We start from the raw sequence: 24,128 nt of genomic DNA on the forward strand, positions 1-24,128 counted from the left end.
GTCGTGCAACCGCGCACGGTCCGTACGTGTTCCCCCGTGGCGGCCCGTTACGCGCGAACGGCGCCGTCCGCGCCCCCGCGCACGCGCCGTTACGCTCGACCGCATGGCGGAGGGGAGGGTCACCAGGGGCACCACGGGGCGGAACAGACTGCGGCGCATGGACCGCTGGATCGCCGCCGCGCACGCCCCCGCGCTGCGCCGGGCGCGCGCCGCGCCGCTGGCCGTCGACCTGGGGTACGGGGCCGAGCCCTGGACCGCCGTCGAGCTGCTGACCCGGCTGCGCGCGGTCCGCGCCGACGCCCGGGTGACCGGGGTGGAGATCGCCCCGGAGCGGGTGGCCGCCGCGCTCCCGCACGAGCGCCCCGGGCTGCGCTTCGTCCGCGGCGGCTTCGAGCTGCCGCTGCCCGGCGGGGAACGCCCCCTGCTGATCAGGGCGGCCAACGTGCTGCGGCAGTACGCCGAGGACGAGGTGCCGGGGGCGTGGGCGCTGCTGTGCGCGCGCCTCGCGCCCGGCGGCCTGCTGGTCGAGGGCACGTGCGACGAGGTGGGGCGGCGCCATGTGTGGGTGGCGCTCGGCGAGGCCGGGCCGCTGACCGTGACGTTCGCCGCGCGCCTCGGCTCGCTCGCCACCCCGTCGGACCTGGCCGAGCGGCTGCCCAAGGCGTTGATCCACCGCAACGTCCCCGGCGAGCCGGTGCACGCGTTCCTGCGGGACTTCGACCGGGCCTGGGCGGCCGCGGCGCCCTATGGCCCGCTGGGGGCGCGCCAGCGCTGGGCGCACGCCGTGCGCGCGCTGGCCGCCGACTGGCCGCTGGCCGACGGGCCGCGCCGCTGGCGGCAGGGCGAGGTCACCGTCCGCTGGGCGGCCCTGGCGCCCCTGCGGTGGTGATGCCCAACGCGTGCAGCGCCTGGTCGAGCAGCGCGCGGTTGGCGGGGTGGGTCAGCTCGGCCCTCGCGTCCGAGGGCGGCAGCCAACGCACCTGGTCCACCTCGGAGTTGGGCTCGAACTCGCCCGCGACCGCCTCGGCCACCCAGTAGACGACCTCCTTGGGCCGCCCCTTGGCGCGGTAGCGGGCGGTGGGCAGCGGGGCGCCGAGCACGCACACGGCCCCCGTCTCCTCCCTGATCTCGCGGCGCGCCGCGTCCGCCGCCGACTCGCCCTCGTCGAGCTTGCCCTTGGGGTGCGACCAGTCGTCGTACCTGGGCCGGTGGACCAGCGCCACCTCGATCCCCTCGGGGGCGCCGGGCGCCGCGCGCCACAGCACGCAGCCGGCGGCGCGCACCCACTCCTCGCCCTCCCCCACCCCCAGGGGCCCGGTCTCAGTCACCGTTGCCCCTGCGCTTCCTGCGGGCCTCGATCAGCGCCTCCTGGAGGTTGCGCAGCCGTCTGCCCTCGGCGTCCGTCGCGTGCCGCGTCCACCGCCCGTCGGGGCCGAGGTGCCAGGACTCGGTCGCGTCCGACGTGCCCGAGGTGACCAGCCTGATGAGCGACGAGCGGTGCCCCGGGTCGGTCACGCGCACGATGGCCTCGATGCGCCGGTCGAGGTTGCGGTGCATCAGGTCGGTGGACCCGATCCACGCCTCGCTCTCCCCGCCGTTGGCGAAGGCGTAGACGCGCGAGTGCTCGAGGAAGCGCCCGAGGACGCTGCGCACCCTGATGTTCTCGGAGAGCCCCGGCACCCCGGGCCGCAGCGCGCAGATGCCGCGCACCCAGACGTCCACCGGCACGCCCGCCTGGGAGGCGCGGTAGAGGCCGTCGATGATCGACTCGTCGACGATCGAGTTGACCTTGATCCGCACCCAGGCGGGGCGGCCCTCCTTGTGGTGCTCGATCTCGCGGCGGATCCGGGTCAGCAGCCCCTCGCGCAGCGAGCGCGGCGCCACCAGCAGGCGGCGGTAGCTGTCGCGGCGCGAGTAGCCGGAGAGCCGGTTGAACAGGTCGGAGAGGTCGGCGCCCACCTCGGCGTCGGCGGTCAGCAGGCCCAGGTCCTCGTAGCGGCGGGCGGTCTTGGGGTGGTAGTTCCCGGTGCCGACGTGGGCGTAGCGCCGCAGCTCCTCGCCCTCCTGGCGGACCACGAGCGACAGCTTGCAGTGGGTCTTGAGGCCCACCAGGCCGTAGACGACGTGGCAGCCCGCCTCCTCCAGCTTTCTGGCCCACTTGATGTTCGCGTGCTCGTCGAACCTGGCCTTGATCTCGACCAGCACCAGCACCTGCTTGCCCGACGCGGCCGCGTCGATGAGCGCGTCCACGATCGGGGAGTCGCCCGAGGTGCGGTAGAGCGTCTGCTTGATGGCGAGCACGTCGGGGTCGCCCGCGGCCTGTTCGAGGAACGCCTGGACCGAGGTGGAGAACGAGTCGTACGGGTGGTGCAGCAGCACGTCGCGGTGGCGCAGCGCCGCGAAGATGTCGGGCGGCGTGGCCGACTCGACCTCGGCCAGGTCCCGGTGGGTGCCCGCGACGAACTTGGGGTACTTGAGCTCGGGCCGGTCGAGCGCGGCGATCGAGGAGAGCCCGGTGAGGTCGAGCGGGCCCGGCAGCGAGAAGACCTCGTCGCGGTTGGAGACCACCTCGTCGCGGTTGGTCATCAGCTCCTTGACCAGCCGGTCGAGGACCTCGGGGTCCATCGACTCCTCGACCTCGAGGCGCACCGGGGGGCCGAAGCGGCGCCGCAGCAGCTCCTTCTCCAGCGCCTGGAGGAGGTTCTCCGCGTCGTCCTCCTCGACCTCGAGGTCTTCGTTCCTGGTGACGCGGAAGACGTAGTGCCCCAGCACCTCCATCCCCCGGAACAGCTCCTCCAGGTGCGCCGCGATCACGTCCTCGACGGGGACGTAGCGCTGCGGCGACGCCTCGAGGAAGCGGGAGAGCAGCGGGGGCACCTTGACGCGGGCGAAGTGCTCGTTGCCGCTCGCGGGGTTCCGCACGCGGACGGCCAGGTTGAGCGAGAGCCCCGATATGTAGGGGAACGGGTGGGCGGGGTCGACGGCGAGCGGCGTGAGGACGGGGAAGATCTTCTTGCGGAAGAGCGTGAACAGCCGCGTCTGCTCCTGCTCGGTCAGGTCGGGCCAGCGCAGCAGGTGGATGCCCTCGTCGGCGAGCTGCGGCAGGACCGTCTTCTGGAAGCAGGCCGCGTGCCGCGTCATCTGCTCCCTGGCCAGCGCGAGGATCGTCTCCAGGACCGCCTGCGGCGACTGGCCCGTGACCGAGCGGTTCGCGACGCCTGCCGCGATGCGCCGCTTGAGCCCGGCGACGCGCACCATGAAGAACTCGTCCAGGTTGCTCGCGAAGATCGACAGGAAGTTGGCCCGCTCGAGCAGCGGCGTCTGCGGGTCCTCGGCCAGCTCGAGCACCCGCTCGTTGAACGCGAGCCAGCTGCGTTCGCGGTCGAGGAAACGGTCGCCCGGCAGCTCGGGCAGGGCGGGGTGCCCGGGGTGTCCGGGGTGGGAGACCTCGACGGCGGGGGGCTCGATGGCGGAAGGGGAGGCGTTCTCGGGCGGATCGGCGCGCTCGCTCGGCTCCGCGGGCCCCGGGACGGTGTACGGGCGGTCCTGGCGGATGCTCGTCTCCTGGCTCATGCCTCCATTCTCACGCCTTGGGGACGAACGGGGCACGTCAGCGAGGTGAACGGGCGCACCGGAGCGCACTCCCGCCACACCGTGCGCCCGGTACCGGTCGGCCCAGCGCTTGGCCGTCCTCGGCGAGACGCCGAACCGCTCGGCCGCGCGCCGCAGCGACCAGCCGTCGTCGAGCACCGCGCGGGCCAGCCGCAGCCGGTCGGCCTCGGTCAGGGGTGGTCGGCTGCCGCTGCTCATGGAACGGACAGTACCCGCGGCCCTGCGTTCGCACCGCGCGGGGCGGGCGCTGGGCCGAGCGGGTCAGCGCTCCGTCCGGTACATGAGGTCGGTCTCATGGGTGCGGAAGCCGAGGCTCTCGTAGACGCGGAGCGCGGCGGCGTTGTCGGCGTCCACGTAGAGCATCGCGGTGTCGAGCACGGGGTCGGCGGCCAGGTGGCGCAGCCCGATCGTGGTCAGCGCCCGGCCGAGCCCGAGCCCCTGGGCCTCGGGCGTGACGCCGACGACATACACCTCGCCGAGGCCCTCGGCGGCGTGCGCCTTGGTCCAGTGGAAGCCGAGGATCGTCCCTTCCGCCTCGCGCACCGCGAGGAAGAACCCCGCCGGGTCGAACCACGGCTCGGCCTCGCGCGCCGCCAGGTCGTCGAGGGTCAACGCGCCCTGCTCGGGGTGGTGCGCGAACGCTGCCGCGTTCGCCGCGAGCCACGCCTCCTCGTCCGCCCCGCGCGCGAAGGTCCGCACGGCCACCCCGTCGGGCAGCACCGGGTCGGGCAGCGCGAGCCCGGTCAACGTGCGGCGCATCTGCCGCAGTTCGCGGAAGAGCGTGAGCCCGAGCAGCCGCGCCAGGTGCCGCGCGGCGGGGAGGCCGCCATGGGCCCACAGCCGCAGCCGGTGCCCCGACTCGGCCAGCAGCGCCTCGCCGAGCGCGCGCCCGTGCCGCCGCCCGCGGTGCGCGGGGTGCACGACCAGCTCGGCCGACGGCGCCTCGACCGGGTCCGTGCCGTCCAGCTGGGCATAGCCGACCAGCGTGCCGTCCACGCGCAGCAGCAGATGGCGCACGCCGGCGCGCTCCCCGGCGCGCAGCAGCAGCATGCCCTGCTCGGAGACGGCGGCCCGCCCGTCGGCAGCCGCCGCGGCGGCGATGAGCCCGGCGGCGTCCCGCCGTTCGTCCTCGGACACCCGTTCCCGCACAACGACGTCAGTCATGGGGCGACCGTACCCATCGTTTCCCCTCTTGTTACACAGCCCCTCCTGACGGCTACGCGCGTAACCCATAGGGTGCGGGCGGACTGAAGGAGTGATCCGCTCATGCACGCACGGATGTTCAGGCTGACCGCCGGGGCGGCCCTACTCGCGGCGGCGGGGGCGCTCGCCGTCGCCCTCCCGGCCGCGCAGGCCGCGCCCGACCGGGGAGGCCGCGACGGCTGGGTGCCGGTGGACGGGATGAAGGTCGACCTCCAGGTGCTGGCCATCAACGACCTGCACGGCGCCCTGGAACCGCCCACCGGCTCGAACGGCGAGCTGACCCACGAGAACGAGGACGGCACCACCGAGACCATCACCGCGGGTGGCGTCGAGTACCTGGCCACCGGGCTGCGCGAGGCCCGCGAGGGCGAACGGCGCTCGGTGACCGTCGCGGCGGGTGACCTGATCGGCGCGACGCCGCTGCTCTCGGGCCTCTTCCACGACGAGCCGACGATCGAGGCGCTCAACGAGCTCGAGATGGACGTCGCGGGCGTCGGCAACCACGAGTTCGACGAGGGCTGGGAGGAGCTGATCCGCCTCCAGGAGGGCGGCTGCCACCCCGAGGACGGCTGCTACGCGGAGGACCGCGAGTTCGAGGGCTCGAACTTCCCCTACCTCGCGGCCAACGTGGTCGACGAGGACACGGGCGAGCCGATCCTCGAGCCCTACGCGATCGAGAACCTCAACGGGATCAAGGTCGGCTTCATCGGCGTCACGCTGGAGGGCACGGCCGACATCGTGACCCAGGAGGGCATCGAGGGCCTGGAGTTCCTCGACGAGGTCGAGACGATCAACCACTACACCGATGAGCTCGCGGACCGGGGCGTCAACGCGGTCATCGCGCTCATCCACGAGGGCGGCTATCCCGCCTCGCCCGCGTACAACGCCGACTGCGGCACGGACGGCGCCAACCTGTCGGGCCCGATCACCGAGATCGCCGCGAACACCGACGCGCGCGTGGACGCGCTGGTCACGGGCCACACCCACCAGCCGTATGTGTGCAGCGTCCCCGACCCGGCGGGCAACGACCGCCTGGTGACGTCGGCCGCGTCCAACGGCCGCCTGTTCACCGAGCTGAACATGACCTACGACCGCCGCGTCAAGGACATCGTGCGCACCTCGGTCGAGGGCACCAACCAGGTCGTGGACCGCGAGCAGGAGCCCGCCGCCGACCTGACCGAGCTGCTCGACCGCTGGAACGAGCTGGCGGCGCCGGTCGCCGACGCGCCCATCGGCTGGATCTCCGAGGACATCACGGGCCGAGGCACCGGGACCCCCGAGTTCCCGCTGGGCGACCTGATCGCCGACGCGCAGCTGGCGCACGCGCTCGAGCTCGATCCCGAGGCCGATCTGGCCCTGATGAACCCGGGCGGCGTCCGCGCCGACCTCACGTACGCGGCCTCGGGCGACGAGGGCGACGGCGTCGTCACCTATGGCGAGGGCTTCACGGTCCAGCCGTTCTCCAACACGGTCAACCTGGTGGATCTCACCGGCGAGCAGCTGCTCGCGGTGCTGCACGAGCAGGTCACCGGCGTCAACGAGGCATCGCCCAAGATCCTCCAGCCGTCCGCCGGGCTGGCCTACACGCTGGACCTGACGCGTTCGGGCGCGGACCGGATCGTGGCCGACACGGTCACGGTGGGCGGCGAGCCGCTCGACCCCGCGGCGACCTACCGGGTGGCGGTCAACTCGTTCCTCGCGGGCGGCGGCGACGGCTTCGCCACGCTGGCCGAGGGCGGGAACCCGCTGGTCGGCGACGACGACATGGCGGTGCTCGGCGCGTATCTGACGGCCAACTCGAGCGAGGGCTCCCCGCTCTCGGCCCCGGCCGCCGACCGCATCACCGTGGTCGAGTAGCCGCGGCGGGACGGACGAAGCGCGCGGCGCCCGGGAGTCCCCGGGCGCCGCGTTCGTATACAAGCCTCAGGAGGAGTGCGGCACCGCGATCGCCGTGACCACCAGGCCGCGCTCGGCGAGGAACCGCCCGGAGAACGCGGGCAGCCGCACCCCGCCCACCACGGGCCCAGGCACGAGCAGCGTCGCGGTGAACGTCCCGCCCTCCGGGTCGATGTCGATCCGCGCCTCCTCGAAGTCGAGCCACTTCCGCGTCAGCGGGAACCACGCCTTGTAGACGCTCTCCTTGGCGCTGAAGAGGAGCCGGTCCCATGAGACGCCGGGGCGCGCGGCGTTCAGCCGGGGCAGCGCCGCCCGCTCGGCGGGCAGCGCGATCGTCTCGAGCAGGCCCTCGTTGGGCAGCGGCTCGTCGGGCTCCGCGTCGATCCCGACGCTGGCCAGCTCCCCGGCGCGCGCCACGGCCGCGCCTCGGTAGCCGCGGCAGTGCGTCATGCTGCCCACGAACCCGTCGGGCCACCCCGGCGCGCCGCGCTCGCCCGGCAGCAGCGGGACGCGCGGCCCGCCGAGCGACGCGAGCGCGTCGCGCGCGCACCCGCGCACGGTGGCGAACTCCGCGCGCCGTGACTCGACGGCGCGCGCGACGTGCGCGGCCTCCTCGGGGAAGAGCGCCGGGGGCTCCGCCGCGTCGGCGAACGCCTCGACCACCGCGGCCGAAGGCGGCAGCAGCCCGCCGAGCAGCGTGCTCCCGACCGTTCCGCCGACCTGTTCGCTCACCGTGTCGCTCAACGCTCCACCGCCGTCCTCTCCTTGGGCAGGACGGGCACGAGCCGTCCCGGGTCCTTGAGCCACCGCTGCCACTCGCGCGGGTAGCCGAGCGACACCTCGTGGTGCGGCACCCCGTCGTGGTGGGTCAGCCGGTGGATGTGCAGATGGCCGTAGACGACGCTGGCCGCGTGGAACCGCAGCGGCCAGTCGGCCGTGGCCTCGGTGCCGCACCACAGCGCGAACTCGGGGTAGCGCAGCACCCGGGTGGGCTCGCGCACCAGGGGGTAGTGGTTGACGAGCACGGTCGGCACGCCGGGCGGCAGCTCGGCGGCGAGCCTGGCCTCGGTGGCCGCGACGCGCGCCCGTGACCACGCCTCGCGGCTGGGGTACGGGTCGTGCTTGAGCATGAACTCGTCCGTGCAGATCACTCCGGCGTTCTCCGCGACCTCGAGGGCCTCGGCCTTGGTGCGGGTCCCGGCCGGCCGGAACGAGTAGTCGTACAGCAGGAACAGCGGCACGATCACCGCGGGGCCGCCCTCGCCCTCCCACACGGGGTAGGGGTCCTCCGGCGTCACGATGCCGAGGCGCCGGCACAGGTCGACGAGCCAGCGGTAACGCGCCTCGCCCGTCAGCCGCAGCGGGTCGTCCGGCGGGGTCCACAGCTCGTGGTTCCCCGGGACCCAGATCACCTTGGCGAACCGCTCGGCGAGCAGGGTCAACGCCCACTCGATGTCCTCCGACATCTCGCCGACGTCGCCCGCGACCAGCAGCCAGTCGTCCTCGTCGGCGGGCCGCAGCCGTTCCGTGATCTGCCGGTTCTCCTCGTACCGCACATGCAGATCGCTGATGGCCACCAGCTTCCCCATACGCCCACTCCCCTCCCATGCGCGGACCAGCCCGCCACCTTACCGCATGGACCTCAAGGCTCCTTTAAGTCCCGATAACATAGGGGGTATGCCGCCTCACACGCCGCCTCAGCAGATCGCCAAGGAACTCACGATCGGCCAGCTCGCCCGGCGCAGCGGCGTCGCGACCTCCGCGCTCCGCTTCTACGAGGACCAGGGGCTGATCAGCAGCCGCCGCACCTCGGGCAACCAGCGCCGTTACGCGCGGGACACGCTGCGCCGGGTGGCGTTCATCCGCGTCTCGCAGAACGTCGGGATGCCGTTGACGGCGATCCGCGAGGCCCTGACCAGGCTGCCCGAGGGCCGCACGCCCAACCGCGAGGACTGGGCGGAGGTCTCGTCGTACTGGCGGGCCGATCTTGACGCCAGGATCCGGCAGTTGACGCGGCTGCGGGACAACCTGACCGAGTGCATCGGCTGCGGCTGCCTGTCCCTGGAGAGCTGCATGCTGGCCAACCCGTACGACATCTGCGGCGAGTCGGGCTGCGGCCCACGGCGGCTGCTCGACGACCCGGAGGGCGCCGAGGCCGCCGAGGGCGGCGGCAAGGGCAGCGGCTCCTGCGGTCCCACGCCGGTGGAGCGCGTGCCGGTCGCCTAGGGCCTGTCCTCCGGGGCGTCCTTCGGAGCGCCCTTCGGAGCGCCCTTCGGAGCGTCCGGCAGGGGCGGCGGCGGGCCCTGGGCGCCCGGCAGGGTCAGCAGCGCCTCCGTGCCGCCCCCTGGCGCGGGGCGGAGCGCGACGGCGCCGCCGTTCTCGCGCACGGTCCTGGCCACGATCGAGAGCCCGAGCCCCGAGCCGGGCAGGGCCCGCGCGCTCGGCGCCCGCCAGAAGCGCTCGAACACGTGCGGCAGCTCGTCCTGCGGGATCCCAGGGCCGTGGTCCCTGATCGACAGCGTGCCCCCGGCCAGCGCCACGCGCACGCCGCGCGGATCCCCCGCGCCGAACTTGACGGCGTTGTCCAGCAGGTTGACCACCGCGCGCTCGAGCGGCGCGGGCTCCGCGCGCACGAACCACGGCTCGAGCTCCGCGTCGATCGGCAGCCCCCCGGCGCGCAGGCGCGCCCGCCCGACCGCGCGCCCCGCGATCTCGTGCAGCGCCACCACCTCGCGCCGCGCGCCCCCGCCCACCGCCTCGGGCCTCGACAGCTCCTGGAGGTCGCCGATCAACGCGCCCAGCTCGATCAGCTGCGCCTTCACCGACGCGAGCAGCCGCCGCCGGTCGTCGTCCGGCAGCGGGCGGCCCGTCTCCTCGCTGCGCACCAGCAGCTCGACGTTGGTCCGCAGCGACGTCAGCGGGGTGCGCAGCTCGTGCCCCGCGTCGGCGATGAGCTGCTGCTGGAGCTCGCGCGACGAGGCGAGCGCCTCGGTCATCGCGTTGAACGAGCGCGAGAGCCGCGCGATCTCGTCGTCCCCCGTCACGGGGATGCGCACGGACAGGTCCTCGGTGCGCGCGATGTGCTCGGCCGCGTCCGTGAGCCGGTCCACCGGGCGCAGCCCCGCGCGGGCCAGGGCCACCCCGATCCCGGCGGCGCCCACCGCGCCCGCCGCCGCGACGAGCGCGAGGACGAAGGCGAGCGACCGCAGCGGCTCGTTCACCTCGCCCAGCGGGCGGGCCACGGTGACGGCGGTGCCGTTGCCGCCGAGGCGCGTGTCGAGGGGGCGCGTGATGACGCGGTAGGTGGTGCCGTCGGACGCCGTCGCGTCGTGCAGCGCCTCGGGCAGCCGCCCCTGCGCGACGGCCGCGTCCGCGTCGGCGACGTCGAGGGCGACGGGCCCCGCGAGAACGCAGCGCTCCCCGCGGGCGTCCACCACCTGGATCGTGTAGTCCACCAGCTCGGGCACCGCGCCGGGGCGCTCGGGCGGCGCCCCGCAGTCCTGGAAGTCCGACGCGCTGCGCTGGGCGAGCACCGCCTCGACGGCCGCGGGGTCGGCCCTGGTCTCGCGCAGCGCGTCGTCGAGCGACGAACGCAGCTGGCCGCGCACCAGGAACCATGCCGCCCCGGCGCACACGGCCACCGCGAGCGCCACCGCGAGCGCCGTGAGCAGCGCGAGCCGGGAGCGCAGCGGCAGCCCGGCGAGCCTGCGGCGGGTGCCGTTCACCGCAGGACGTAGCCGACGCCGCGGACGGTGTGCACCAGGCGCGGCTCGCCACCCGCCTCGGTCTTGCGCCGCAGATACATGACGTACACGTCGAGGGAGTTGGACGCGGGCTCCTGCTCGAAGCCCCACACCGCGCGCAGGATCTGCTCGCGCGTGAGGACCTGGCGGGGGTGGGCCAGCAGCAGCTCGAGCAGGGTGTACTCGGTCCTGGTCAGCTCGACGGGCCGCCCGCCCCTGACCACCTCCCTGGTGGCCTGGTCCATCCGCAGGTCGCCGAAGACCAGCTGCCGCGCGGGCTCGGCGGCGTACGCGCCCCGGCGCAGCAGCGCGCGGAGCCGCGCGAGCAGCTCGTCGAGCTCGAACGGCTTGACCAGGTAGTCGTCGGCGCCCGCGTCCAGGCCGCTGACCCGGTCCCCCACGGTGTCGCGCGCGGTCAGCATGAGGATGGGCACCCTGTTCCCGGCGGCGCGCAGCCGCCTGGCCGCGGTGAGGCCGTCCATGCGGGGCATCAGCACGTCGAGGAGCACCGCGTCGGGGGCGAGCTCGTCGATCAGGGCCAGCGCCTGGGCGCCGTCCCCCGCGGTCTCGGCGCGGTACCCCTCGAAGGCGAGCCCGCGTTGCAACGCCTCGCGCACGGCGGGCTCGTCGTCAACGATCAACACGAGGGGTCCGCTGCCGTCCTTCATGCGGCCAGTCTGGCATCACGCCTGAACTCCTAGCCCACCGAGCACGTCCCGCACGGTGTTGCTGGGGATGGCGAACCCCAGGCCCGCGCTCCCCGAGTCCGCCGACGGGCTGTACATGGCGGAGTTGATGCCGATGATCTCCCCCGCCATGTTGACCAGGGCGCCCCCCGAGTTGCCCTGGTTGAGGGAGGCGTCGGTCTGGATCGCGTCGTACGTGGTCGTGGAGCCACGGCCGCCGAACGGGCCCCCCGAGTCCGCCGAGCCGACGGTGACCTCGCGGTCGAGCGCCGAGACGATGCCGCTGGTGACGGTGCCGGTCAGGCCCTCGGGGGAGCCGATGGCCACCACCTCGTCGCCGACCGCTACGTCGTCGGAGTCGCCGAGCGTGGCGGCGGGCAGGTCCTCGCGGCCCTGCGCCTGGATCACGGCCAGGTCGGACTCCGGGTCGGTCCCCGTGACCTCGGCCCGCGCGGTGCTGCCGTCGTGGAACGTCACCTCGACGGTGCTCGCGCCCGCGACGACGTGGTTGTTGGTGAGGATCCGGCCGTCCGACGACAGGATCACGCCCGAGCCGGTCGCGTTGCCCGTGGTGATCTCCACCACGCTCGGCGAGACGGCCGCGGCGACCGAGGCGACGGTGCCGTCCGTCTCGGCGGAGACGGTGGTGGCGCCCGTGGAGCCCGAGCCGCTCGCGCCTGACCCGGAGCCGCGGTCGAGCAGCGCGGCCGTGCCGCCGCCCGCGGCCCCCGCGACGATGGCGACCGCGGCGATCAGCGCCAGCGGGCCACGGGCCCTGCGCCGGTGCTTCGGGGGCGGGGCGGGAACGTACCACTGGGGCTGAGGTGCCTGTGCCTGGTAATCGCTCATGCCCCCGACGGTGCGCCCGAAAGATGAGAATTCCCTTGGGCCGGGCTCAGAATCCCCTACGAACGTCGCTCCCCGCGGGGCATCAACGACGGCCACGGCCCGCTCCCGTCCCCGCGTCGTGGCCGAAGCGCGCCCCGGACTTCGTCCGGGGCGCTGGGACCGGGCAGAACCCGCCGCGCGGCCGCCCGGGCGGAGCCCGACGTGCTCAGCGGGCTGGGGACGCCCGGCAAGGGCCTACGCCGGACAACCGCACGAGCGCCTGATGCGCAGCGTCGACGGGAACTGCCGCAGGCGGTCGGAAGGGGCGCCGCCGTTCTCCGAGTCGCCTATGGCCAGGTCGACCGCCGCGCGGGCCATCGCCTCGCGGTCCGAGCCCACGGTGGTGAGCGGCGGGTCGGTCAGACCCGCTTCCTTCACGTCGTCGAAGCCCGCCACGGCCAACTCGCCCGGCACGTCGATCCGCAGCTCGCGCGCGGCCCGCAGCACGCCGATCGCCTGGTCGTCCGTGGCGCACATGATCGCGGGCGGGCGGTCGGGCCCGGCCAGCAGCTCAAGCGCGACCTTGTAGGCGTCGTACCGGTTGTAAGGGGCCTTGAACAGCCGCCCCTCGGTGGAGAGTCCGGCCTCGGCCATCGCCCTGCGCCAGCCGGTGACATGGTCGGTGACCGGGTCGCCCGACTCGGGCGTGGAGTCCACCCCGCCGAGGCACGCGACATACGCGTGACCGTGGCCGAGCAGGTGCGCGGTGATGCGTTGCGCGCCCCCGATGTCGTCGAGCACGACCGCCACGTCGTCGATCGCGTCGGGCCGCCGGTGCAGCAGCACCACGCGGGCGTCCCACGCGTCGATCTCGGTCGCCGCGTGCTCGCTCGGGCCCTGGCTGATCAGGATCAGCCCCGAGACCCGCATCCCGAGGAACGCCCGCAGGTAGTGGACCTCGCGCTCGTCGGCGTAGTCGGAGTTCCCGACCAGGACCATCTTGCCGCGCTCGGCCGCCGCCTGCTCGACGGCGTGCGCCATCTCCGCGAAGAACGGCTGGCGCGCGTCCGGCACGATCAGACCTATGAGGTCCGTGCGTTGCGACGCCATCGCCTGCGCGACGCGGTCGGGCCGGTACCCCAGCTCCTTGATGGCGTTGAGCACACGCTCGCGCGTGCCCGCGGCCACCGGTCGGGGGCCGTTGTTGATGACATAGCTGACGACGGCGGTCGACGTACCCGCCAGTCGCGCCACATCGTCCCGCGTCACCTTGGCCACGGCGCGTAGTCTACGCGCGCAACCGGCTCCCCCGATACGGGGTGAACGTCCGGGATACGGGAGTGAACGTCTCAGCCCCGGGCCCGGCGCCGATGCCCTGGCTCAGGCGCGGCGGGCCGCGGCCTCCTTGACGACCTGCTCGGCCTCGCGCGTGATCGCGCGCGCCTGGTGGTCCTCTGCCTTCTCCTTCTCGGGCACCACGAAGCGGTAACCGACGTTCCGCACCGTGCCGATGAGCGACTCGTGCTCGGGGCCGAGCTTGGCGCGCAGCCGCCGGACGTGCACGTCCACGGTCCGGGTGCCGCCGAAGTAGTCGTAGCCCCACACCTCCTGGAGCAGCTGGGCGCGGGTGAAGACCCGACCCGGGTGCTGCGCCAGGTACTTGAGCAGCTCGAACTCCTTGAACGTCAGGTCGAGCACGCGGCCCTTGAGCTTGGCGCTGTACGTCGCCTCGTCCACGGAGAGATCGCCGTTGCGGATCTCCATCGGGCTGTCGTCGGCGGACAGTTGCTGGCGCCCGGTGGCCAACCGCAGCCTGGCCTCCACCTCGGCGGGCCCCGCGGTGTCGAGCACCACGTCGTCCACGCCCCAGTCGGCGGTGACGGCGGCGAGGCCGCCCTCGGTCACGATCAGCACGAGCGGACAGCCGGGACCCGTGGAGCGGAGCAGCTGGCAGAGCGAACGCACCTGCGGGAGGTCCTTGCGGCCGTCGATGAGGATGACGTCCGCGCTCGGCGCGTCCACCAGCGCGGGCCCCTCGGCGGGCGCCACCCGTACGTTGTGCAGGAGAAGCTCAAGCGCGGGGAGCACCTGGGACGACGGCTGGAGGGCGTTGGTCAGGAGAAGCAGCGAGCTCATCAGGGGGCGTTCCTTCCTCAGTCCTGGCGAGTGGACGATTCGAGCGGCTCTGCCCAGAAAGCGCGAAAGGACCCGGTGCGGCAACAGTGCCCGGATCCTTACATCGCCAGCAGCATAGCCGAAACAATTCACCTGGCGCAGGGGCGCGGGTCACACTTCTGTCTCCGCTGGGGCCATGATGGGGGCGGCAGGACCGGGAGGAGAGGCGGGCGGATGGCGAGGGGCACGATCCGTTACTGGGCGGCGGCGAAGGCCGCGGCGGGGACGGCGGAGGAGGCGTACGAGGCCACCACGCTGGCCGCCGCGCTGAGCGAGGCGCGCGGCAGGCACGCGGACAGCCCGGAGTTCGAACGGGTGCTGGTGCGCTGCTCGTTCCTGGTCGACGGGCAGCAGGTCGGCAAGCGCGGCCATGACACGGTGACGCTCCCCGAGGGCGGCACGGTCGAGGTGCTGCCGCCGTTCGCGGGGGGTGCCGCGTGAGCGCCACGCCCGCGCCCGCCGCCGCGCCGCCCGGGCCACGGCACCGCGCGCGTTCGCCGATCATCCCGCCGGGGATCAAGCCCGCCGCGCTGACCGCGGCGCTGGCCGCGCTGCTCGCCGCGGGCGCCTCCGTGGGCCAGCTCGCCGCGCTGCCCGCGGTCGTGGTGCTCCAGGCGGTGACGGCCGCCGGCTGGTTCAGGCTGAACGGGATGTGGCCCGCGCGGCAGGGCATCGCGCTCGCGTTCGCGGGCGGGCTCGCGGCGGACGCCGCCGTAGTGCTCGCCGATCCCGACCGGGCGCCCGAGGCGGTGCTCGGCGTGCTCGGGGTGTGGTTCGTGCTGGTGCTCGTGCTCCAGCTGCGCCACCGCGGCTCGGCCGACGAGCGCCTCGACTCGCTGACGGCCACGGCCGCCGCCACGCTGCTGACCGTCGCCGCCACGGGGCACCTGGCCGCGGTGGACGTCTCGGGCGCCGCGGTGGCCGTGACGGCGTGCGCGGTCGGCGTGGCCGCGCTCGGCCGCGGGGTGCCTGGGCCCGGGGTGGTCTCGCTCGCGCTCGCGCTGCTGCTGGCCGCCGGGGTGGGCCTGGTGGCGGGCGACCGCGTGCACGGCATGGGCTCGGAAGGGCTCGCCCTGGCGCTGGCTGGCGGGGTGTGCGCGCTGATCGGGCTGCGGGTGGCCAGCTACGACTTCCCTTCCCGCTTCGTGCACTTCACCGCGGGGGTCGCGCTGCCCCTGACCGCCGCGGCGCCCGCCGTGTACCCGCTGGCGCGCACGCTGTTCTGACCCGGGTCCCGACGCGGGTCGTGAGCCGACCCCGTGCGCCCCGTGTGACCCCTCTGTAACGGGCCTGCTGCAAGCGCGCCCCCGGCGGGCGGCGGCGCCGTACAGCGGGTTACGCTCGCGACGCTTTTCTTGACCACACAGGGGGAACACACCCGATGCGCGCACTGCGAATAAGCCTGATCGTCGTCGGCGTCCTGCTGCTTCTCGGCATCGCCGCCGACCGGGTCGCCGTGTGGGTGGCGCAGAACGAAGTGGCGTCGCGGGCGCGCAGCACGCTCGACCTCTCCGCCGAGCCCGACGTCACGATCCAGGGCTTCCCCTTCCTCACGCAGGTGTTCAACACCCGCCTCGACCACGTCGACCTCGGCCTCGACTCCTACGAGGCGTCCGTGGACGACCAGACGCTGACCGTCGAGGACCTCGAGGTCGAGCTGCGGAACGTCGAGGTGTCGGGCGACTTCTCGGGCGCCACCGCCGAGACGGCCGACGGCGGGGGCGTGGTCTCGTACGAGGAGCTGAGCCGGGCCTACGGGGAGCTGCTCGCGGTCGCCGGGAACGGCTTCGCCGTGGAGTTCGGGTACGCGGGCGACGGGCGGCTGCTGCTGACGCTCCAGGCGAGCGTCATGGGGCAGAACGTCGACGTGGGCGAGGCCCCGGGCGACATCGTGCTCGAGGACGGCGTGGTCACCCTGAGCGTCGACGAGGCGGACATCCCCGACACCGGGCGCCCCGAGCTCCAGGAGGCGGTCCAGGAGCAGCTCGACCAGGAGCGCACCATCAGCGGCCTGCCCGAAGGGCTCGAGCTCGACTCGCTGACCCCGACCGAGGAAGGGCTCGCGCTGACGATCTCCGGGAGCCAGGTCTCGGTCGGCTGACGGCCGCCCCCACGAGGGCTCATCTCGGATAACGGACAACAACATCTCACCATGCGGGCGGCCGGTGACACGGGCGTGCCCATTTCCGTACGATCGCGCTCATGATGCGACAGGCTGCGGGCACCCCGACCGGGGGACTCACGAAGCGGCGGGCGGTCGACCTGTGCCGCGTTGCCGCCATGCTCTGTCCCCGCGTCGGCTGACGACCACGCCTCATCTTCCGCGCGCCGACGCCGCGCGCGCACTCTCCGTAACGGAACGCCCACGCGCCTCCGGGCGTCCCACCACCCTGCCCGATCGCCGAAGGAGAAAGAGCATGAGCCGCAGTGACGTCCTGGTGGACGCCGACTGGGTCCAGGAGCACCTCGATGACGCCGGTGTCGTCATCGTGGAGGTCGACGAGGACACGAGCGCCTACGACAAGAACCACATCAAGAACGCCGTTCGCATCGACTGGAAGAAGGAGTTGCAGGACCCGGTCCGCCGCGACTTCGTCGACCAGGCAGGCTTCGAGAAGCTGCTCTCGGAGAAGGGCATCGGCAACGACGACACCGTCGTGCTGTACGGCGGCAACAACAACTGGTTCGCCGCCTACGCCTACTGGTACTTCAAGCTGTACGGCCACGGCGACGTCCGCCTGCTCGACGGTGGCCGCAAGAAGTGGGAGCTGGACGCCCGCGAGCTGGTCGAGGAGGTCCCCACGCGCGCCGCCACGCAGTACACGGCGCAGCCGCAGGACCTGTCGATCCGGGCGTTCCGCGACGAGGTCGTGGCCGCGATCGGCACCCAGAACCTGGTCGACGTGCGCTCCCCCGACGAGTTCAGCGGCAAGCTCCTGGCCCCGGCGCACCTGCCGCAGGAGCAGTCGCAGGTCGGCGGGCACATCCCGAGCGCCCGCAACATCCCCTGGTCCAAGTCGGCCAACGACGACGGGACGTTCCGTTCCGACGAGGAGCTGACCGAGCTGTACCAGGGCGAGGGCGTGGACCTGTCGAAGGACACCATCGCCTACTGCCGCATCGGCGAGCGCTCCGCGCACTCGTGGTTCGTGCTGCACGAGCTGCTCGGCGTGGACAACGTCAAGAACTACGACGGCTCGTGGACGGAGTACGGCTCCCTGGTGGGCGTGCCCGTCGAGACCGGCCCGGCCAAGTAGCCGCGGCCACAACGGTCACAACGGCCGACCCAGGCCACGAAGGAGAGGAACGCGCCATGTGCGGAGCGAAGCCGGGCGGTCCTGACGCCGCCTCGATCAAGCAGGGCGAGACGACGATCCAGGGCGCGGTGACCCGGGACGGCGAGCCCGCCACGGGCTATGTCCGACTGCTGGACAGCACAGGGGAGTTCACCGCCGAGGTGCCGACCTCGGCGACCGGGCAGTTCCGCTTCTACGCGGCCGAGGGCACCTGGACGGTGCGGGCCCTGGTGCCCGGCGCGACCGCCGACCGCACGGTGGTCGCGCGGCACGGCGGGCTGACCGAGGTCACGATCGCCGTCTGAACGGCGCCGTGCCGAACACGCGTCGGGCACGCGTCAAGGGCCGTGCTCCCCGGGCAGGGGAGCACGGCCCCTTCGCTGGACCCCGTTGCGCGTGGTGATCTCGTGACAGGTGGTCGGTGGTCCGGTCGGTTCAGTAGACGAGCGCCTGTACGCCGTCGGGCATGATCTCGCTCACGAAGACCTGGGCCCCGGCGATGCGCACGCCGTCGATGACGTCCTCCTCCTCGATCCCCCGCCGGGCGGCACACTGTGTGCACAGCGTGAGCTGCCCCCCGGTCATGATTCCGTCGATCAGGTCGGGCAGCGGTGCCGCGTGCGGCAGCTGGAACTCGGCGGCCCTCCCCGGGAGCGCGAACCACGCGGACTCCCCGGTGAGCCAGAGCGAGACCTCCACGCCACCGGCGACGGCGACGGCCGCCACCGTGAACGCCTGCGAGCACCTCTCGGGGGCGTCGGCCCCCGCCGTGACCTTGATGACAAGCTTGTGGGACATGGCACAACCGTAGTCAGCGGGGCAACGCTGCTACCGCGTGGTACCGCAGGTGCCGCAGACCCAGTCGCCTCGCGGGCCCTGGTGCATCATCCCACCACAGTTCGGACAACTCATGATCACACCCTTTCCACGCGCTTAGACGCATCCTGGCCCAAACGCGTTCAGTCGCAGTGATCACAAAACGGTCAAGGCCGCCCGGAAGCCCCGCCTCCGGACGTCCCCCTCAGTCAGATGCCCGCAATGCCGAGGACTAGACTCGGCCGGGTCCGATTTCACATCTCAAGCCGTCTCCGGGAGGAGCAACACTGTGCTCGAAGCGTTCTTCATCACCTTGATGGCGCTGGTCGTCCTGGGCAGCGGGGCCTTTGCCGCGCTGGTCGTGATGAAGCTCTACCAGGGGCAGCGCTGAGATGATCGAGATCCCCTCCGACCTGCACCCCGACCTCGTTCCGCTGGCCTGGCTGCTCGGCACGTGGCAGGGCGCGGGCGTGGCCGAGCTCGACACGTCGTGCAACTTCGGGCAGGAGGCGTCGTTCACCCACGACGGCCGCGACTTCCTCGCGTACGCGTCGCGCACCTGGGTGCTCGACGCCGAGGGACAGCGGCAGCGCCCGCTCGAGTCCGAGCACGGCTTCTGGCGCCTCAGCGAGCGCCAGGTCGAGGCCGTCATGATCCGCGACGACGGCGTGGCCGAGGTCTGGTACGGCGAGCTGGCCGAGGGCAAGCCGCAGATCGACCTGGTCACGGACGCGGTGGCGCGCACCCAGCGCTCGGCCCCCTACTCCGGCGGCAAGCGGCTCTACGGCTATGTGAACGGCGACCTGCTGTGGGTCGGCGAGAAGGCGACACCGTCGACGCCGCTCAAGCCCTACATGTCGGCGCACCTGAAGAAGACGGTGGACCCCAGGGAGTGGGTCGCCGACCTCAAGGACCTACCCGACGACGGAATCGCATTCTTCCGCTGACCCACGCTGCCGCTGTGGCTCAGCAGCCCCGCGCAGCGGGAAACCCGGCAACCGGCCAACGCCACCCGGCGCAGCAGCCATAGGCCGCCCAGCGGCACAGCCACCCCCGCGCAGCGAGAAGCGGACCCACCGCAGGTCACCGAAGCAACGCCGGGCGCAGCCCGGCAACCGGCCAACGCCACGCAGCGCCGCACCGTCACGGCACAGCAGCCCCGCGCAGCGGAAACTTCACCGACCCCAGCCGCCAACCACGGCCCGGCACAACCCCGTTACAACGCAGCAGCCCCCGCGCAGCGGACAACCCGGCGACGGGCCAGCGGCGCGGCTCCGCGCAGCGGAAATCTCACCGGCCCCCCGAACAACCGCACCATGCAAACCGTGGCCAGCCACAACGTCGGTCCCCCGGAGGGTCACAGCGTGCGGAGCGCCCCGCCGTCGACCGGGATCAGCGTGCCGGTGACATAGCTCGCCGCGGGCGAGAGCAGGAACGCCGCCACCCCGCCGAACTCCTCCGGCCGCCCGTAGCGTCCCAGCGGGATCGACGCGAGCGTGCGGGCGCGCGTCTCCTCGTCGCTCGAAGCGTCGAGCTCCCTGGTGCGGTCGGTCAGCACCCGCCCCGGCAGCAGCCCGAAGACCCGCACGCCGCGCGGGCCCACCTCGTCGGCCAGGTCCTTGGCCGCCATCGCGAGCCCGGGGCGCAGGCCGTTGGAGATGCCGAGGCCCCGGATCGGGGAACGGGCCGAGCTCGAGAGCACCAGGCCGACCGCGCCCCCGTCGCCGAGCCTGCCGACCAGCGTGCGGGCGGCGCGCACCGCGCCGAGGAAGACCGTTTCGAACGCCGCCCGCCACTGCTCGTCCGTCGCCGCGGCGACCGAGCCCGACGGGGGTCCGCCCACCGAGAGCAGCCCGCCGTCGAGGCGGCCGAAGCCCGAAAGCGCCGTCTCCACCAGCCGTTCGGCCGTGTCGGGCGCCCCGAGGTCCGCCGCTGTGCCGATCGCCCGGTCCGCGCCGCCGAGTTGGGCGACCGCCGAGGTCACCTTCTCCTCATGGCGCGACGAGATCACCACGCGCGCCCCCTCGTCCACCAACGCGCGGGCCGTTGCCAGTCCGAGCCCCCCGCTGCCGCCCGTCACCACATAGACCCGATCCGCGAGTCCCAGATCCATCGCGTCGCTCCCTTCCGCACGCCCGTCCCCGACGGCGTCCATCCTCCCAGCGGCCTCCCTGGCGACTCACAGGGGACGCCGCGCGGCGAGGCTCGCGCCCACGGCGGCACTTACGGCGCTTTGACACCCGAGGCCCCAGGATGGGGCTTGCCTCCTCGCACGGACCCCGTCGCGTCCCCTCGGGCGGGGTCCGTGCCCTTCGTCTGCTCTTACACTGGGCCACGTGGTGAGCACTGACTGGCAGACCGACCTGCGGAACCGCGGCTATCGCCTGACGCCTCAGCGGCAGCTGGTGCTCGAGGCTGTCGAGAAGCTCGACCACTCCACGCCCGAGGACATCCTCACCGAGGTCCGCAGGACCGCGGGCGGGGTGAACATCTCGACGGTCTACCGCACGTTGGAGCTCCTGGAGGAGCTCGGCCTGGTGTCGCACACGCACCTGGGCCACGGCGCCCCGACGTACCACCTGGCCGAGCGGCACGACCATCTGCACCTGATGTGCCGGGACTGCGAGGCGGTGATCGAGGCGGACCTCGAGGTGGCCGCGCCGTTCGCCGACGAGCTGCGCCGCCGCTTCGGCTTCGAGACCGACCTGCGGCACTTCGCCATCTTCGGCCGCTGCGGGGACTGCTCCGCCGCCGTCCCCGACCGGGGTTCCGCCGACGAGTCGTAGGCTGGCGGTATGCCGTCGTATGCGAGCCCACTGCTCTCCCTGCCAGGAGCCGTCGCCGCCGATGCCCCGGACGCCGGGGTCGCCGCGCACTACGGGGACCTCTTCAAGGAGCAACGGGCGCTTGCCGCAGGGGAGGGCTTCGTCGACCTGTCGCACCGCGAGGTCGTGACGGTCTCGGGCCCCGACCGGCTCTCCTGGCTGCATCTGCTGCTCACCCAGCACGTCTCCGAGCTGGCCCCCGGGCACGCCACCGAGGCGTTGATCCTCTCCGCCAAGGGCCACATCGAGCACGCGCTCTACCTCGTGGACGACGGCGGGACGGTGTGGCTGCACACCGAGCCGGGGCAGGCGGAGTCCCTGATCGCGTACCTGGAGAGCATGAAATTCTTCTACCGGGTCGATGTCGCGGACCGCACGGGCGAGTTCGCCGTGGTGCACCTGCCCGCGGGGTCGATCAGGCCCGCGCCCGAAGGGACGGTGGTGCGCGAGACGCCGCACGGCCGCGACCTCTTCGTGCCGCGCGGCGAGCTGGCCGCGTTCGCCGGGGGCGGCGACCCGGCCATCGGCGTGCTGGCGTACGAGGCGCTGCGCGTCGAGGCGCACCGGCCCCGGCTCGGCCGGGAGACCGACCACCGCACGATCCCGCACGAGCTGGGCTGGCTCGACTCCGCGGTGCACCTCCAGAAGGGCTGCTACCGGGGCCAGGAGACGGTGGCCCGTGTGCAGAACCTCGGCCGTCCGCCGCGCCGCCTGGTCTTTCTGCACCTGGACGGCAGCGAGGTCACGCTGCCCGAGCACGGCGCCGAGGTGCGGCTGGCCGCCGAAGGCGGCGACGGCCGCGTGCTCGGCTTCGTCACCACGTCGGCCCGCCACCACGAGCTGGGCCCGATCGCGCTCGCCCTCGTCAAGCGGAACGTCCCCGAGGACGCCGGGCTGCTGGCCGGGGGCACCCCGGCGGCGCAGGAGGTCATCGTCGCGGCCTGACGCCGCTGAGATCCACGGGGCGGATCCCGGCCCTGACGCCCGGCTCAGATCTCCAGGAGAACGGTGAACGGCCCATCGTTGGTCAGCGAGACGCGCATCGACGCGCCGAAGCGGCCCGTCTCTACCGTGGCGCCGAGATCCCGCAGCCGCTCGACCACCAACTCCACGAGCGGCTCGGCGACTTCGCCCGGCGCGGCGGCGCTCCACGTGGGGCGGCGCCCCTTTCGGGCGTCACCGTAGAGAGTGAACTGGGAGACGATGAGAAGCGGCGCGTTGACGTCCGAGCACGATTTCTCGCCGTCGAGCACCCGCAGGGTCCACAGCTTGCGGGCGAGCGCGGCGGCCGTTTCCCCGGTGTCCCCATGGGTGGCGCCCACCAGCACACACAGGCCCTGGCCCACGATCTCACCGACGGTCTCGCCGTCCACCTCGACGGCCGCGCCGTCCACCCGCTGCACCACAGCTCGCATGCGGGCCATGATGCCGGAACGTTCGTGCGCGCCGCGCGCGCCCGCCGGATGGGTGCCGGATCGCTGCGGTGGCCCGGCGCGCGGTGACACGATGCGTGGCACGGGGTACGTACCGCGCTACCGCACCGAAACGGGGACGAGGGGACTAAAACCGCATGATCACACCGGGTTCCGGTACGCGCAGCGCTCCGTGGGACGCCACGCGGCCCGAGCTGGCCGAGCTCTCCCTGCCCGAGCTGCGCATGCTGCGCCGCGCGGCGCAGCGCGAGGAGGCCGATCTGAGCTTTGTGCGGCGGCTGTTGCAGGGGCGCATCGACATCCTCGAGGCCGAGCGGCGCAGGCGCGTCACACAGGAGCCGGGACCGCTCGACCAGCTGCCGCGCATCCTGGCCGACGGCCCCTCGCGGCACCGCTCGTCGGCGCGGCATGTGACGTTGGGCACGCCGCTGAGCGAGGAGTACCGGCAGCTGACCGAGGAGATGCTGGGCGAGGTCGAGCTGTCGGACCTGACGGCGCTCGACGACGACGAGCTGATGGACGCGCTGGGGCGGCTCGCCCGGTGGGAGGCGCGGGTCTCGCGGCGGCGGCAGGCGCTGCACCGGAGGGCGGACGACTGCGGGGCCGAGATCGCCCGCAGGTACCGTGAGGGCGAGGCGCAGGTCGACGACCTGCTGTCCTGACCGAAAGGCTGGTGCGTCATGTCCGTCCCCTCGCCCGTGCTCGCGGAGGTGGTCCGTTCGGGCTTCGTCGAGGGGCGGCACCATGGCTCGCTCGTGGTGCTCGCGGCCGACGGCTCGGTGGAACGGGCCCTGGGCGACGTGGAGTCGCCGGTCTTCCCGCGCTCGAGCAACAAGCCGATGCAGGCGGCCGGGATGCTGAGGACCGGGCTCGACCTGTCGGGGGCCAGGCTGGCGATCGCGGCGGGGAGCCACGCGGGCGAGGACTTCCACCGCGAGCTGGTGACCGAGATGCTGGCCGAACGCGGGCTGACGGAGGAGGCGCTGCGCTGCCCGCCCGACCCGACGCCCACCGCGATGAACTGCTCGGGCAAGCACGCGGGGATGCTCGCGGCCTGCGTGGTCAACGGCTGGCCCGTGGACAGCTACCCCGACCCCGGGCACCCGCTCCAGGTCGCGCTGCGGGAGGCGGTCGAGGCGGCCACGGGGGAGACGGTCGCGCACACCGGCGTGGACGGCTGTGGCGCGCCCCTGTTCGCGCTGTCGCTCACGGGGCTCGCGCGGGCGTTCCGGGCGTTCGTGCTGGCCGAGCCGGGCAGCGCGGAGCGGCGTGTGGCGGACGCGATGCGCGCGCACCCCGCGTATGTGGCGGGCACGGGCCGCCCGGACACGCTGCTGATGACCGAGGTGCCCGGGCTGCTGGCCAAGGGCGGGGCCGAGGGCGTGCAGGCGGTGGCGCTGCCGGACGGGCGGGCGCTCGCCCTCAAGATCGACGACGGCGCGCCACGGGCCAGGGTCCCGGTCGTGGCGGCCGCCCTCGCGAGCCTCGGCGTCCGCGCCGACGGCCTTCCCGATGAGGCCATATACGGCGGCGGCCGACGCGTGGGCGAGGTTCGCGCGGTCATCTGAAACGCGGCGCCCCCGGCGAACGCCGCGGCCCCGGGATTCGATCGCGT

The 24,128-nt window shown here is 73.4% G+C and carries 27 protein-coding genes and 1 pseudogene; 14 read left to right on the forward strand and 14 right to left on the reverse strand.

Features of this window, described 5'->3' with window-relative positions; all coding sequences use genetic code 11:
* Positions 1–103 precede the first annotated feature (103 nt).
* On the forward strand, positions 104–889 hold the full coding sequence (locus tag D7318_RS12770; protein WP_120697049.1) for a class I SAM-dependent methyltransferase: 786 nt from the start codon (positions 104–106) through the stop codon (positions 887–889).
* Here the strand turns inward: D7318_RS12770 and D7318_RS12775 are convergent.
* The 4 genes and pseudogenes from D7318_RS12775 to mshD all read right to left on the reverse strand — a co-directional run bounded on the left by D7318_RS12775 (position 849) and on the right by mshD (position 4,776).
* Positions 849–1,328, reverse strand: coding sequence for an NUDIX hydrolase (locus D7318_RS12775; RefSeq protein WP_230423681.1), 480 nt, complete (start codon positions 1,326–1,328; stop codon positions 849–851). The two genes, D7318_RS12770 and D7318_RS12775, sit on opposite strands and share 41 nt — an antisense overlap.
* On the reverse strand, positions 1,321–3,573 hold the full coding sequence (locus D7318_RS12780) for an RNA degradosome polyphosphate kinase (protein WP_183091400.1): 2,253 nt from the start codon (positions 3,571–3,573) through the stop codon (positions 1,321–1,323). The genes D7318_RS12775 and D7318_RS12780 overlap by 8 nt, the downstream gene beginning before the upstream one ends.
* Positions 3,574–3,618: 45 nt before the next feature.
* A pseudogene (locus D7318_RS32820) lies at positions 3,619–3,810 on the reverse strand (helix-turn-helix domain-containing protein); the annotation flags it as partial.
* 63 nt (positions 3,811–3,873) lie between these two features.
* Complete coding sequence (mshD, locus tag D7318_RS12785; protein ID WP_120697052.1) at positions 3,874–4,776, reverse strand: mycothiol synthase; 903 nt, start codon at positions 4,774–4,776, stop codon at positions 3,874–3,876.
* A gap of 102 nt (positions 4,777–4,878) precedes the next feature.
* Between mshD and D7318_RS12790 the strand changes: the two genes are divergently transcribed.
* Positions 4,879–6,672, forward strand: a complete 1,794-nt coding sequence (locus tag D7318_RS12790) for a bifunctional metallophosphatase/5'-nucleotidase (RefSeq protein WP_183091394.1) — start codon at positions 4,879–4,881, stop codon at positions 6,670–6,672.
* 66 nt (positions 6,673–6,738) lie between these two features.
* Here the strand turns inward: D7318_RS12790 and D7318_RS33890 are convergent, their stop codons facing one another.
* Both D7318_RS33890 and D7318_RS33895 read right to left on the reverse strand, forming a co-directional pair.
* Positions 6,739–7,407, reverse strand: a complete 669-nt coding sequence (locus D7318_RS33890; protein WP_120697149.1) for a 4'-phosphopantetheinyl transferase family protein — start codon at positions 7,405–7,407, stop codon at positions 6,739–6,741.
* A gap of 44 nt (positions 7,408–7,451) precedes the next feature.
* Positions 7,452–8,300: a metallophosphoesterase family protein gene (locus tag D7318_RS33895; RefSeq protein ID WP_120697053.1), complete on the reverse strand. Its 849-nt coding sequence runs from the start codon at positions 8,298–8,300 to the stop codon at positions 7,452–7,454.
* An 88-nt stretch (positions 8,301–8,388) separates the two neighbouring features.
* Here D7318_RS33895 and soxR point away from each other — a divergent pair, with 88 nt between their 5' ends.
* Positions 8,389–8,937 (forward strand): redox-sensitive transcriptional activator SoxR, encoded by a 549-nt coding sequence (soxR, locus tag D7318_RS12805; RefSeq protein ID WP_120697054.1) that lies wholly within the window; start codon positions 8,389–8,391, stop codon positions 8,935–8,937.
* Here the strand turns inward: soxR and D7318_RS12810 are convergent.
* From D7318_RS12810 to D7318_RS12830, 5 genes are all read right to left on the reverse strand, one after another.
* Positions 8,934–10,436 carry a sensor histidine kinase gene (locus D7318_RS12810; RefSeq protein WP_120697055.1) on the reverse strand — a complete coding sequence of 501 codons (1,503 nt, stop codon included), beginning with the start codon at positions 10,434–10,436 and terminating at the stop codon, positions 8,934–8,936. The genes soxR and D7318_RS12810 overlap by 4 nt on opposite strands.
* A complete protein-coding gene (locus D7318_RS12815; RefSeq protein ID WP_120697056.1) occupies positions 10,433–11,122 on the reverse strand; it encodes a response regulator transcription factor in 690 nt (229 codons plus the stop codon). The genes D7318_RS12810 and D7318_RS12815 overlap by 4 nt, the downstream gene beginning before the upstream one ends.
* A 15-nt stretch (positions 11,123–11,137) precedes the next feature.
* Positions 11,138–11,989: a S1C family serine protease gene (locus tag D7318_RS12820; protein ID WP_120697057.1), complete on the reverse strand. Its 852-nt coding sequence runs from the start codon at positions 11,987–11,989 to the stop codon at positions 11,138–11,140.
* Positions 11,990–12,223: 234 nt separating this feature from the next.
* Positions 12,224–13,246, reverse strand: coding sequence for a LacI family DNA-binding transcriptional regulator (locus tag D7318_RS12825; RefSeq protein ID WP_120697058.1), 1,023 nt, complete (start codon positions 13,244–13,246; stop codon positions 12,224–12,226).
* A 102-nt stretch (positions 13,247–13,348) separates the two neighbouring features.
* On the reverse strand, positions 13,349–14,104 hold the full coding sequence (locus D7318_RS12830) for a winged helix-turn-helix transcriptional regulator (protein WP_113687323.1): 756 nt from the start codon (positions 14,102–14,104) through the stop codon (positions 13,349–13,351).
* Between the two features lie 213 nt (positions 14,105–14,317).
* On the opposite strand from D7318_RS12830, the gene D7318_RS12835 reads away from it, so the two are divergent.
* The 6 genes from D7318_RS12835 to D7318_RS12855 all read left to right on the forward strand — a co-directional run bounded on the left by D7318_RS12835 (position 14,318) and on the right by D7318_RS12855 (position 17,744).
* Positions 14,318–14,584, forward strand: coding sequence for a MoaD/ThiS family protein (locus tag D7318_RS12835; protein WP_120697059.1), 267 nt, complete (start codon positions 14,318–14,320; stop codon positions 14,582–14,584).
* Positions 14,581–15,369: a hypothetical protein gene (locus D7318_RS12840; protein WP_120697060.1), complete on the forward strand. Its 789-nt coding sequence runs from the start codon at positions 14,581–14,583 to the stop codon at positions 15,367–15,369. The genes D7318_RS12835 and D7318_RS12840 overlap by 4 nt, the downstream gene beginning before the upstream one ends.
* Before the next feature lie 155 nt (positions 15,370–15,524).
* Entirely contained in the window at positions 15,525–16,244 is a 720-nt protein-coding gene (locus tag D7318_RS12845; RefSeq protein WP_120697061.1) for an LmeA family phospholipid-binding protein, read from the forward strand.
* A gap of 104 nt (positions 16,245–16,348) precedes the next feature.
* A complete protein-coding gene (locus D7318_RS34945; protein WP_369008271.1) occupies positions 16,349–16,447 on the forward strand; it encodes a putative leader peptide in 99 nt (32 codons plus the stop codon).
* 113 nt (positions 16,448–16,560) lie between these two features.
* Positions 16,561–17,400, forward strand: a complete 840-nt coding sequence (locus D7318_RS12850; RefSeq protein WP_120697062.1) for a sulfurtransferase — start codon at positions 16,561–16,563, stop codon at positions 17,398–17,400.
* A gap of 56 nt (positions 17,401–17,456) precedes the next feature.
* On the forward strand, positions 17,457–17,744 hold the full coding sequence (locus tag D7318_RS12855) for a DUF1416 domain-containing protein (RefSeq protein ID WP_120697063.1): 288 nt from the start codon (positions 17,457–17,459) through the stop codon (positions 17,742–17,744).
* 130 nt (positions 17,745–17,874) lie between these two features.
* On the opposite strand, the gene D7318_RS12860 is transcribed toward D7318_RS12855, so the two are convergent.
* Entirely contained in the window at positions 17,875–18,237 is a 363-nt protein-coding gene (locus D7318_RS12860; RefSeq protein WP_120697064.1) for a DsrE family protein, read from the reverse strand.
* A 410-nt stretch (positions 18,238–18,647) separates the two neighbouring features.
* On the opposite strand from D7318_RS12860, the gene D7318_RS12865 reads away from it, so the two are divergent.
* Positions 18,648–19,202 carry an FABP family protein gene (locus tag D7318_RS12865; RefSeq protein WP_120697065.1) on the forward strand — a complete coding sequence of 185 codons (555 nt, stop codon included), beginning with the start codon at positions 18,648–18,650 and terminating at the stop codon, positions 19,200–19,202.
* Positions 19,203–19,612: 410 nt separating this feature from the next.
* On the opposite strand, the gene D7318_RS12870 is transcribed toward D7318_RS12865, so the two are convergent.
* Complete coding sequence (locus D7318_RS12870; RefSeq protein WP_120697150.1) at positions 19,613–20,368, reverse strand: SDR family oxidoreductase; 756 nt, start codon at positions 20,366–20,368, stop codon at positions 19,613–19,615.
* 223 nt (positions 20,369–20,591) lie between these two features.
* Between D7318_RS12870 and D7318_RS12875 the strand changes: the two genes are divergently transcribed.
* Both D7318_RS12875 and ygfZ read left to right on the forward strand, forming a co-directional pair.
* On the forward strand, positions 20,592–21,041 hold the full coding sequence (locus D7318_RS12875; protein WP_120697066.1) for a Fur family transcriptional regulator: 450 nt from the start codon (positions 20,592–20,594) through the stop codon (positions 21,039–21,041).
* A 9-nt stretch (positions 21,042–21,050) separates the two neighbouring features.
* Positions 21,051–22,025, forward strand: a complete 975-nt coding sequence (gene ygfZ, locus D7318_RS12880; RefSeq protein ID WP_120697067.1) for a CAF17-like 4Fe-4S cluster assembly/insertion protein YgfZ — start codon at positions 21,051–21,053, stop codon at positions 22,023–22,025.
* 44 nt (positions 22,026–22,069) lie between these two features.
* Here the strand turns inward: ygfZ and dtd are convergent, their stop codons facing one another.
* Positions 22,070–22,495, reverse strand: a complete 426-nt coding sequence (gene dtd / locus D7318_RS12885) for a D-aminoacyl-tRNA deacylase (protein ID WP_120697151.1) — start codon at positions 22,493–22,495, stop codon at positions 22,070–22,072.
* A gap of 155 nt (positions 22,496–22,650) precedes the next feature.
* On the opposite strand from dtd, the gene D7318_RS12890 reads away from it, so the two are divergent.
* Positions 22,651–23,175: an RsiG family protein gene (locus D7318_RS12890; protein ID WP_120697068.1), complete on the forward strand. Its 525-nt coding sequence runs from the start codon at positions 22,651–22,653 to the stop codon at positions 23,173–23,175.
* A gap of 18 nt (positions 23,176–23,193) precedes the next feature.
* On the forward strand, positions 23,194–24,081 hold the full coding sequence (locus D7318_RS12895; protein WP_120697069.1) for an asparaginase: 888 nt from the start codon (positions 23,194–23,196) through the stop codon (positions 24,079–24,081).
* The last annotated feature ends 47 nt before the right edge of the window (positions 24,082–24,128 follow it).

Source organism: Streptomyces radicis (genome assembly GCF_003626575.1).
Taxonomy (GTDB): domain Bacteria; phylum Actinomycetota; class Actinomycetes; order Streptomycetales; family Streptomycetaceae; genus Streptomyces; species Streptomyces radicis.

Bases quoted from the DNA above. Each gene is read 5' to 3' on its own strand.
- D7318_RS12855 (WP_120697063.1), top strand. From the start codon at position 17,457: ATGTGCGGAGCGAAGCCGGGCGGTCCTGACGCCGCCTCGATCAAGCAG.
- D7318_RS12770 (WP_120697049.1), top strand. From the start codon at position 104: ATGGCGGAGGGGAGGGTCACCAGGGGCACCACGGGGCGGAACAGACTG.
- D7318_RS12790 (WP_183091394.1), top strand. From the start codon at position 4,879: ATGCACGCACGGATGTTCAGGCTGACCGCCGGGGCGGCCCTACTCGCG.
- D7318_RS12845 (WP_120697061.1), top strand. From the start codon at position 15,525: ATGCGCGCACTGCGAATAAGCCTGATCGTCGTCGGCGTCCTGCTGCTT.
- mshD (WP_120697052.1), bottom strand. From the start codon at position 4,776: ATGACTGACGTCGTTGTGCGGGAACGGGTGTCCGAGGACGAACGGCGG.
- D7318_RS12870 (WP_120697150.1), bottom strand. From the start codon at position 20,368: ATGGATCTGGGACTCGCGGATCGGGTCTATGTGGTGACGGGCGGCAGC.
- D7318_RS12895 (WP_120697069.1), top strand. From the start codon at position 23,194: ATGTCCGTCCCCTCGCCCGTGCTCGCGGAGGTGGTCCGTTCGGGCTTC.
- D7318_RS12890 (WP_120697068.1), top strand. From the start codon at position 22,651: ATGATCACACCGGGTTCCGGTACGCGCAGCGCTCCGTGGGACGCCACG.
- D7318_RS33895 (WP_120697053.1), bottom strand. From the start codon at position 8,300: ATGGGGAAGCTGGTGGCCATCAGCGATCTGCATGTGCGGTACGAGGAG.
- D7318_RS12865 (WP_120697065.1), top strand. From the start codon at position 18,648: ATGATCGAGATCCCCTCCGACCTGCACCCCGACCTCGTTCCGCTGGCC.
- dtd (WP_120697151.1), bottom strand. From the start codon at position 22,495: ATGCGAGCTGTGGTGCAGCGGGTGGACGGCGCGGCCGTCGAGGTGGAC.
- D7318_RS12780 (WP_183091400.1), bottom strand. From the start codon at position 3,573: ATGAGCCAGGAGACGAGCATCCGCCAGGACCGCCCGTACACCGTCCCG.
- D7318_RS12820 (WP_120697057.1), bottom strand. From the start codon at position 11,989: ATGAGCGATTACCAGGCACAGGCACCTCAGCCCCAGTGGTACGTTCCC.
- D7318_RS12830 (WP_113687323.1), bottom strand. From the start codon at position 14,104: ATGAGCTCGCTGCTTCTCCTGACCAACGCCCTCCAGCCGTCGTCCCAG.
- D7318_RS34945 (WP_369008271.1), top strand. From the start codon at position 16,349: ATGCGACAGGCTGCGGGCACCCCGACCGGGGGACTCACGAAGCGGCGG.
- D7318_RS12815 (WP_120697056.1), bottom strand. From the start codon at position 11,122: ATGAAGGACGGCAGCGGACCCCTCGTGTTGATCGTTGACGACGAGCCC.
- D7318_RS12850 (WP_120697062.1), top strand. From the start codon at position 16,561: ATGAGCCGCAGTGACGTCCTGGTGGACGCCGACTGGGTCCAGGAGCAC.
- soxR (WP_120697054.1), top strand. From the start codon at position 8,389: ATGCCGCCTCACACGCCGCCTCAGCAGATCGCCAAGGAACTCACGATC.
- ygfZ (WP_120697067.1), top strand. From the start codon at position 21,051: ATGCCGTCGTATGCGAGCCCACTGCTCTCCCTGCCAGGAGCCGTCGCC.
- D7318_RS12835 (WP_120697059.1), top strand. From the start codon at position 14,318: ATGGCGAGGGGCACGATCCGTTACTGGGCGGCGGCGAAGGCCGCGGCG.
- D7318_RS12860 (WP_120697064.1), bottom strand. From the start codon at position 18,237: ATGTCCCACAAGCTTGTCATCAAGGTCACGGCGGGGGCCGACGCCCCC.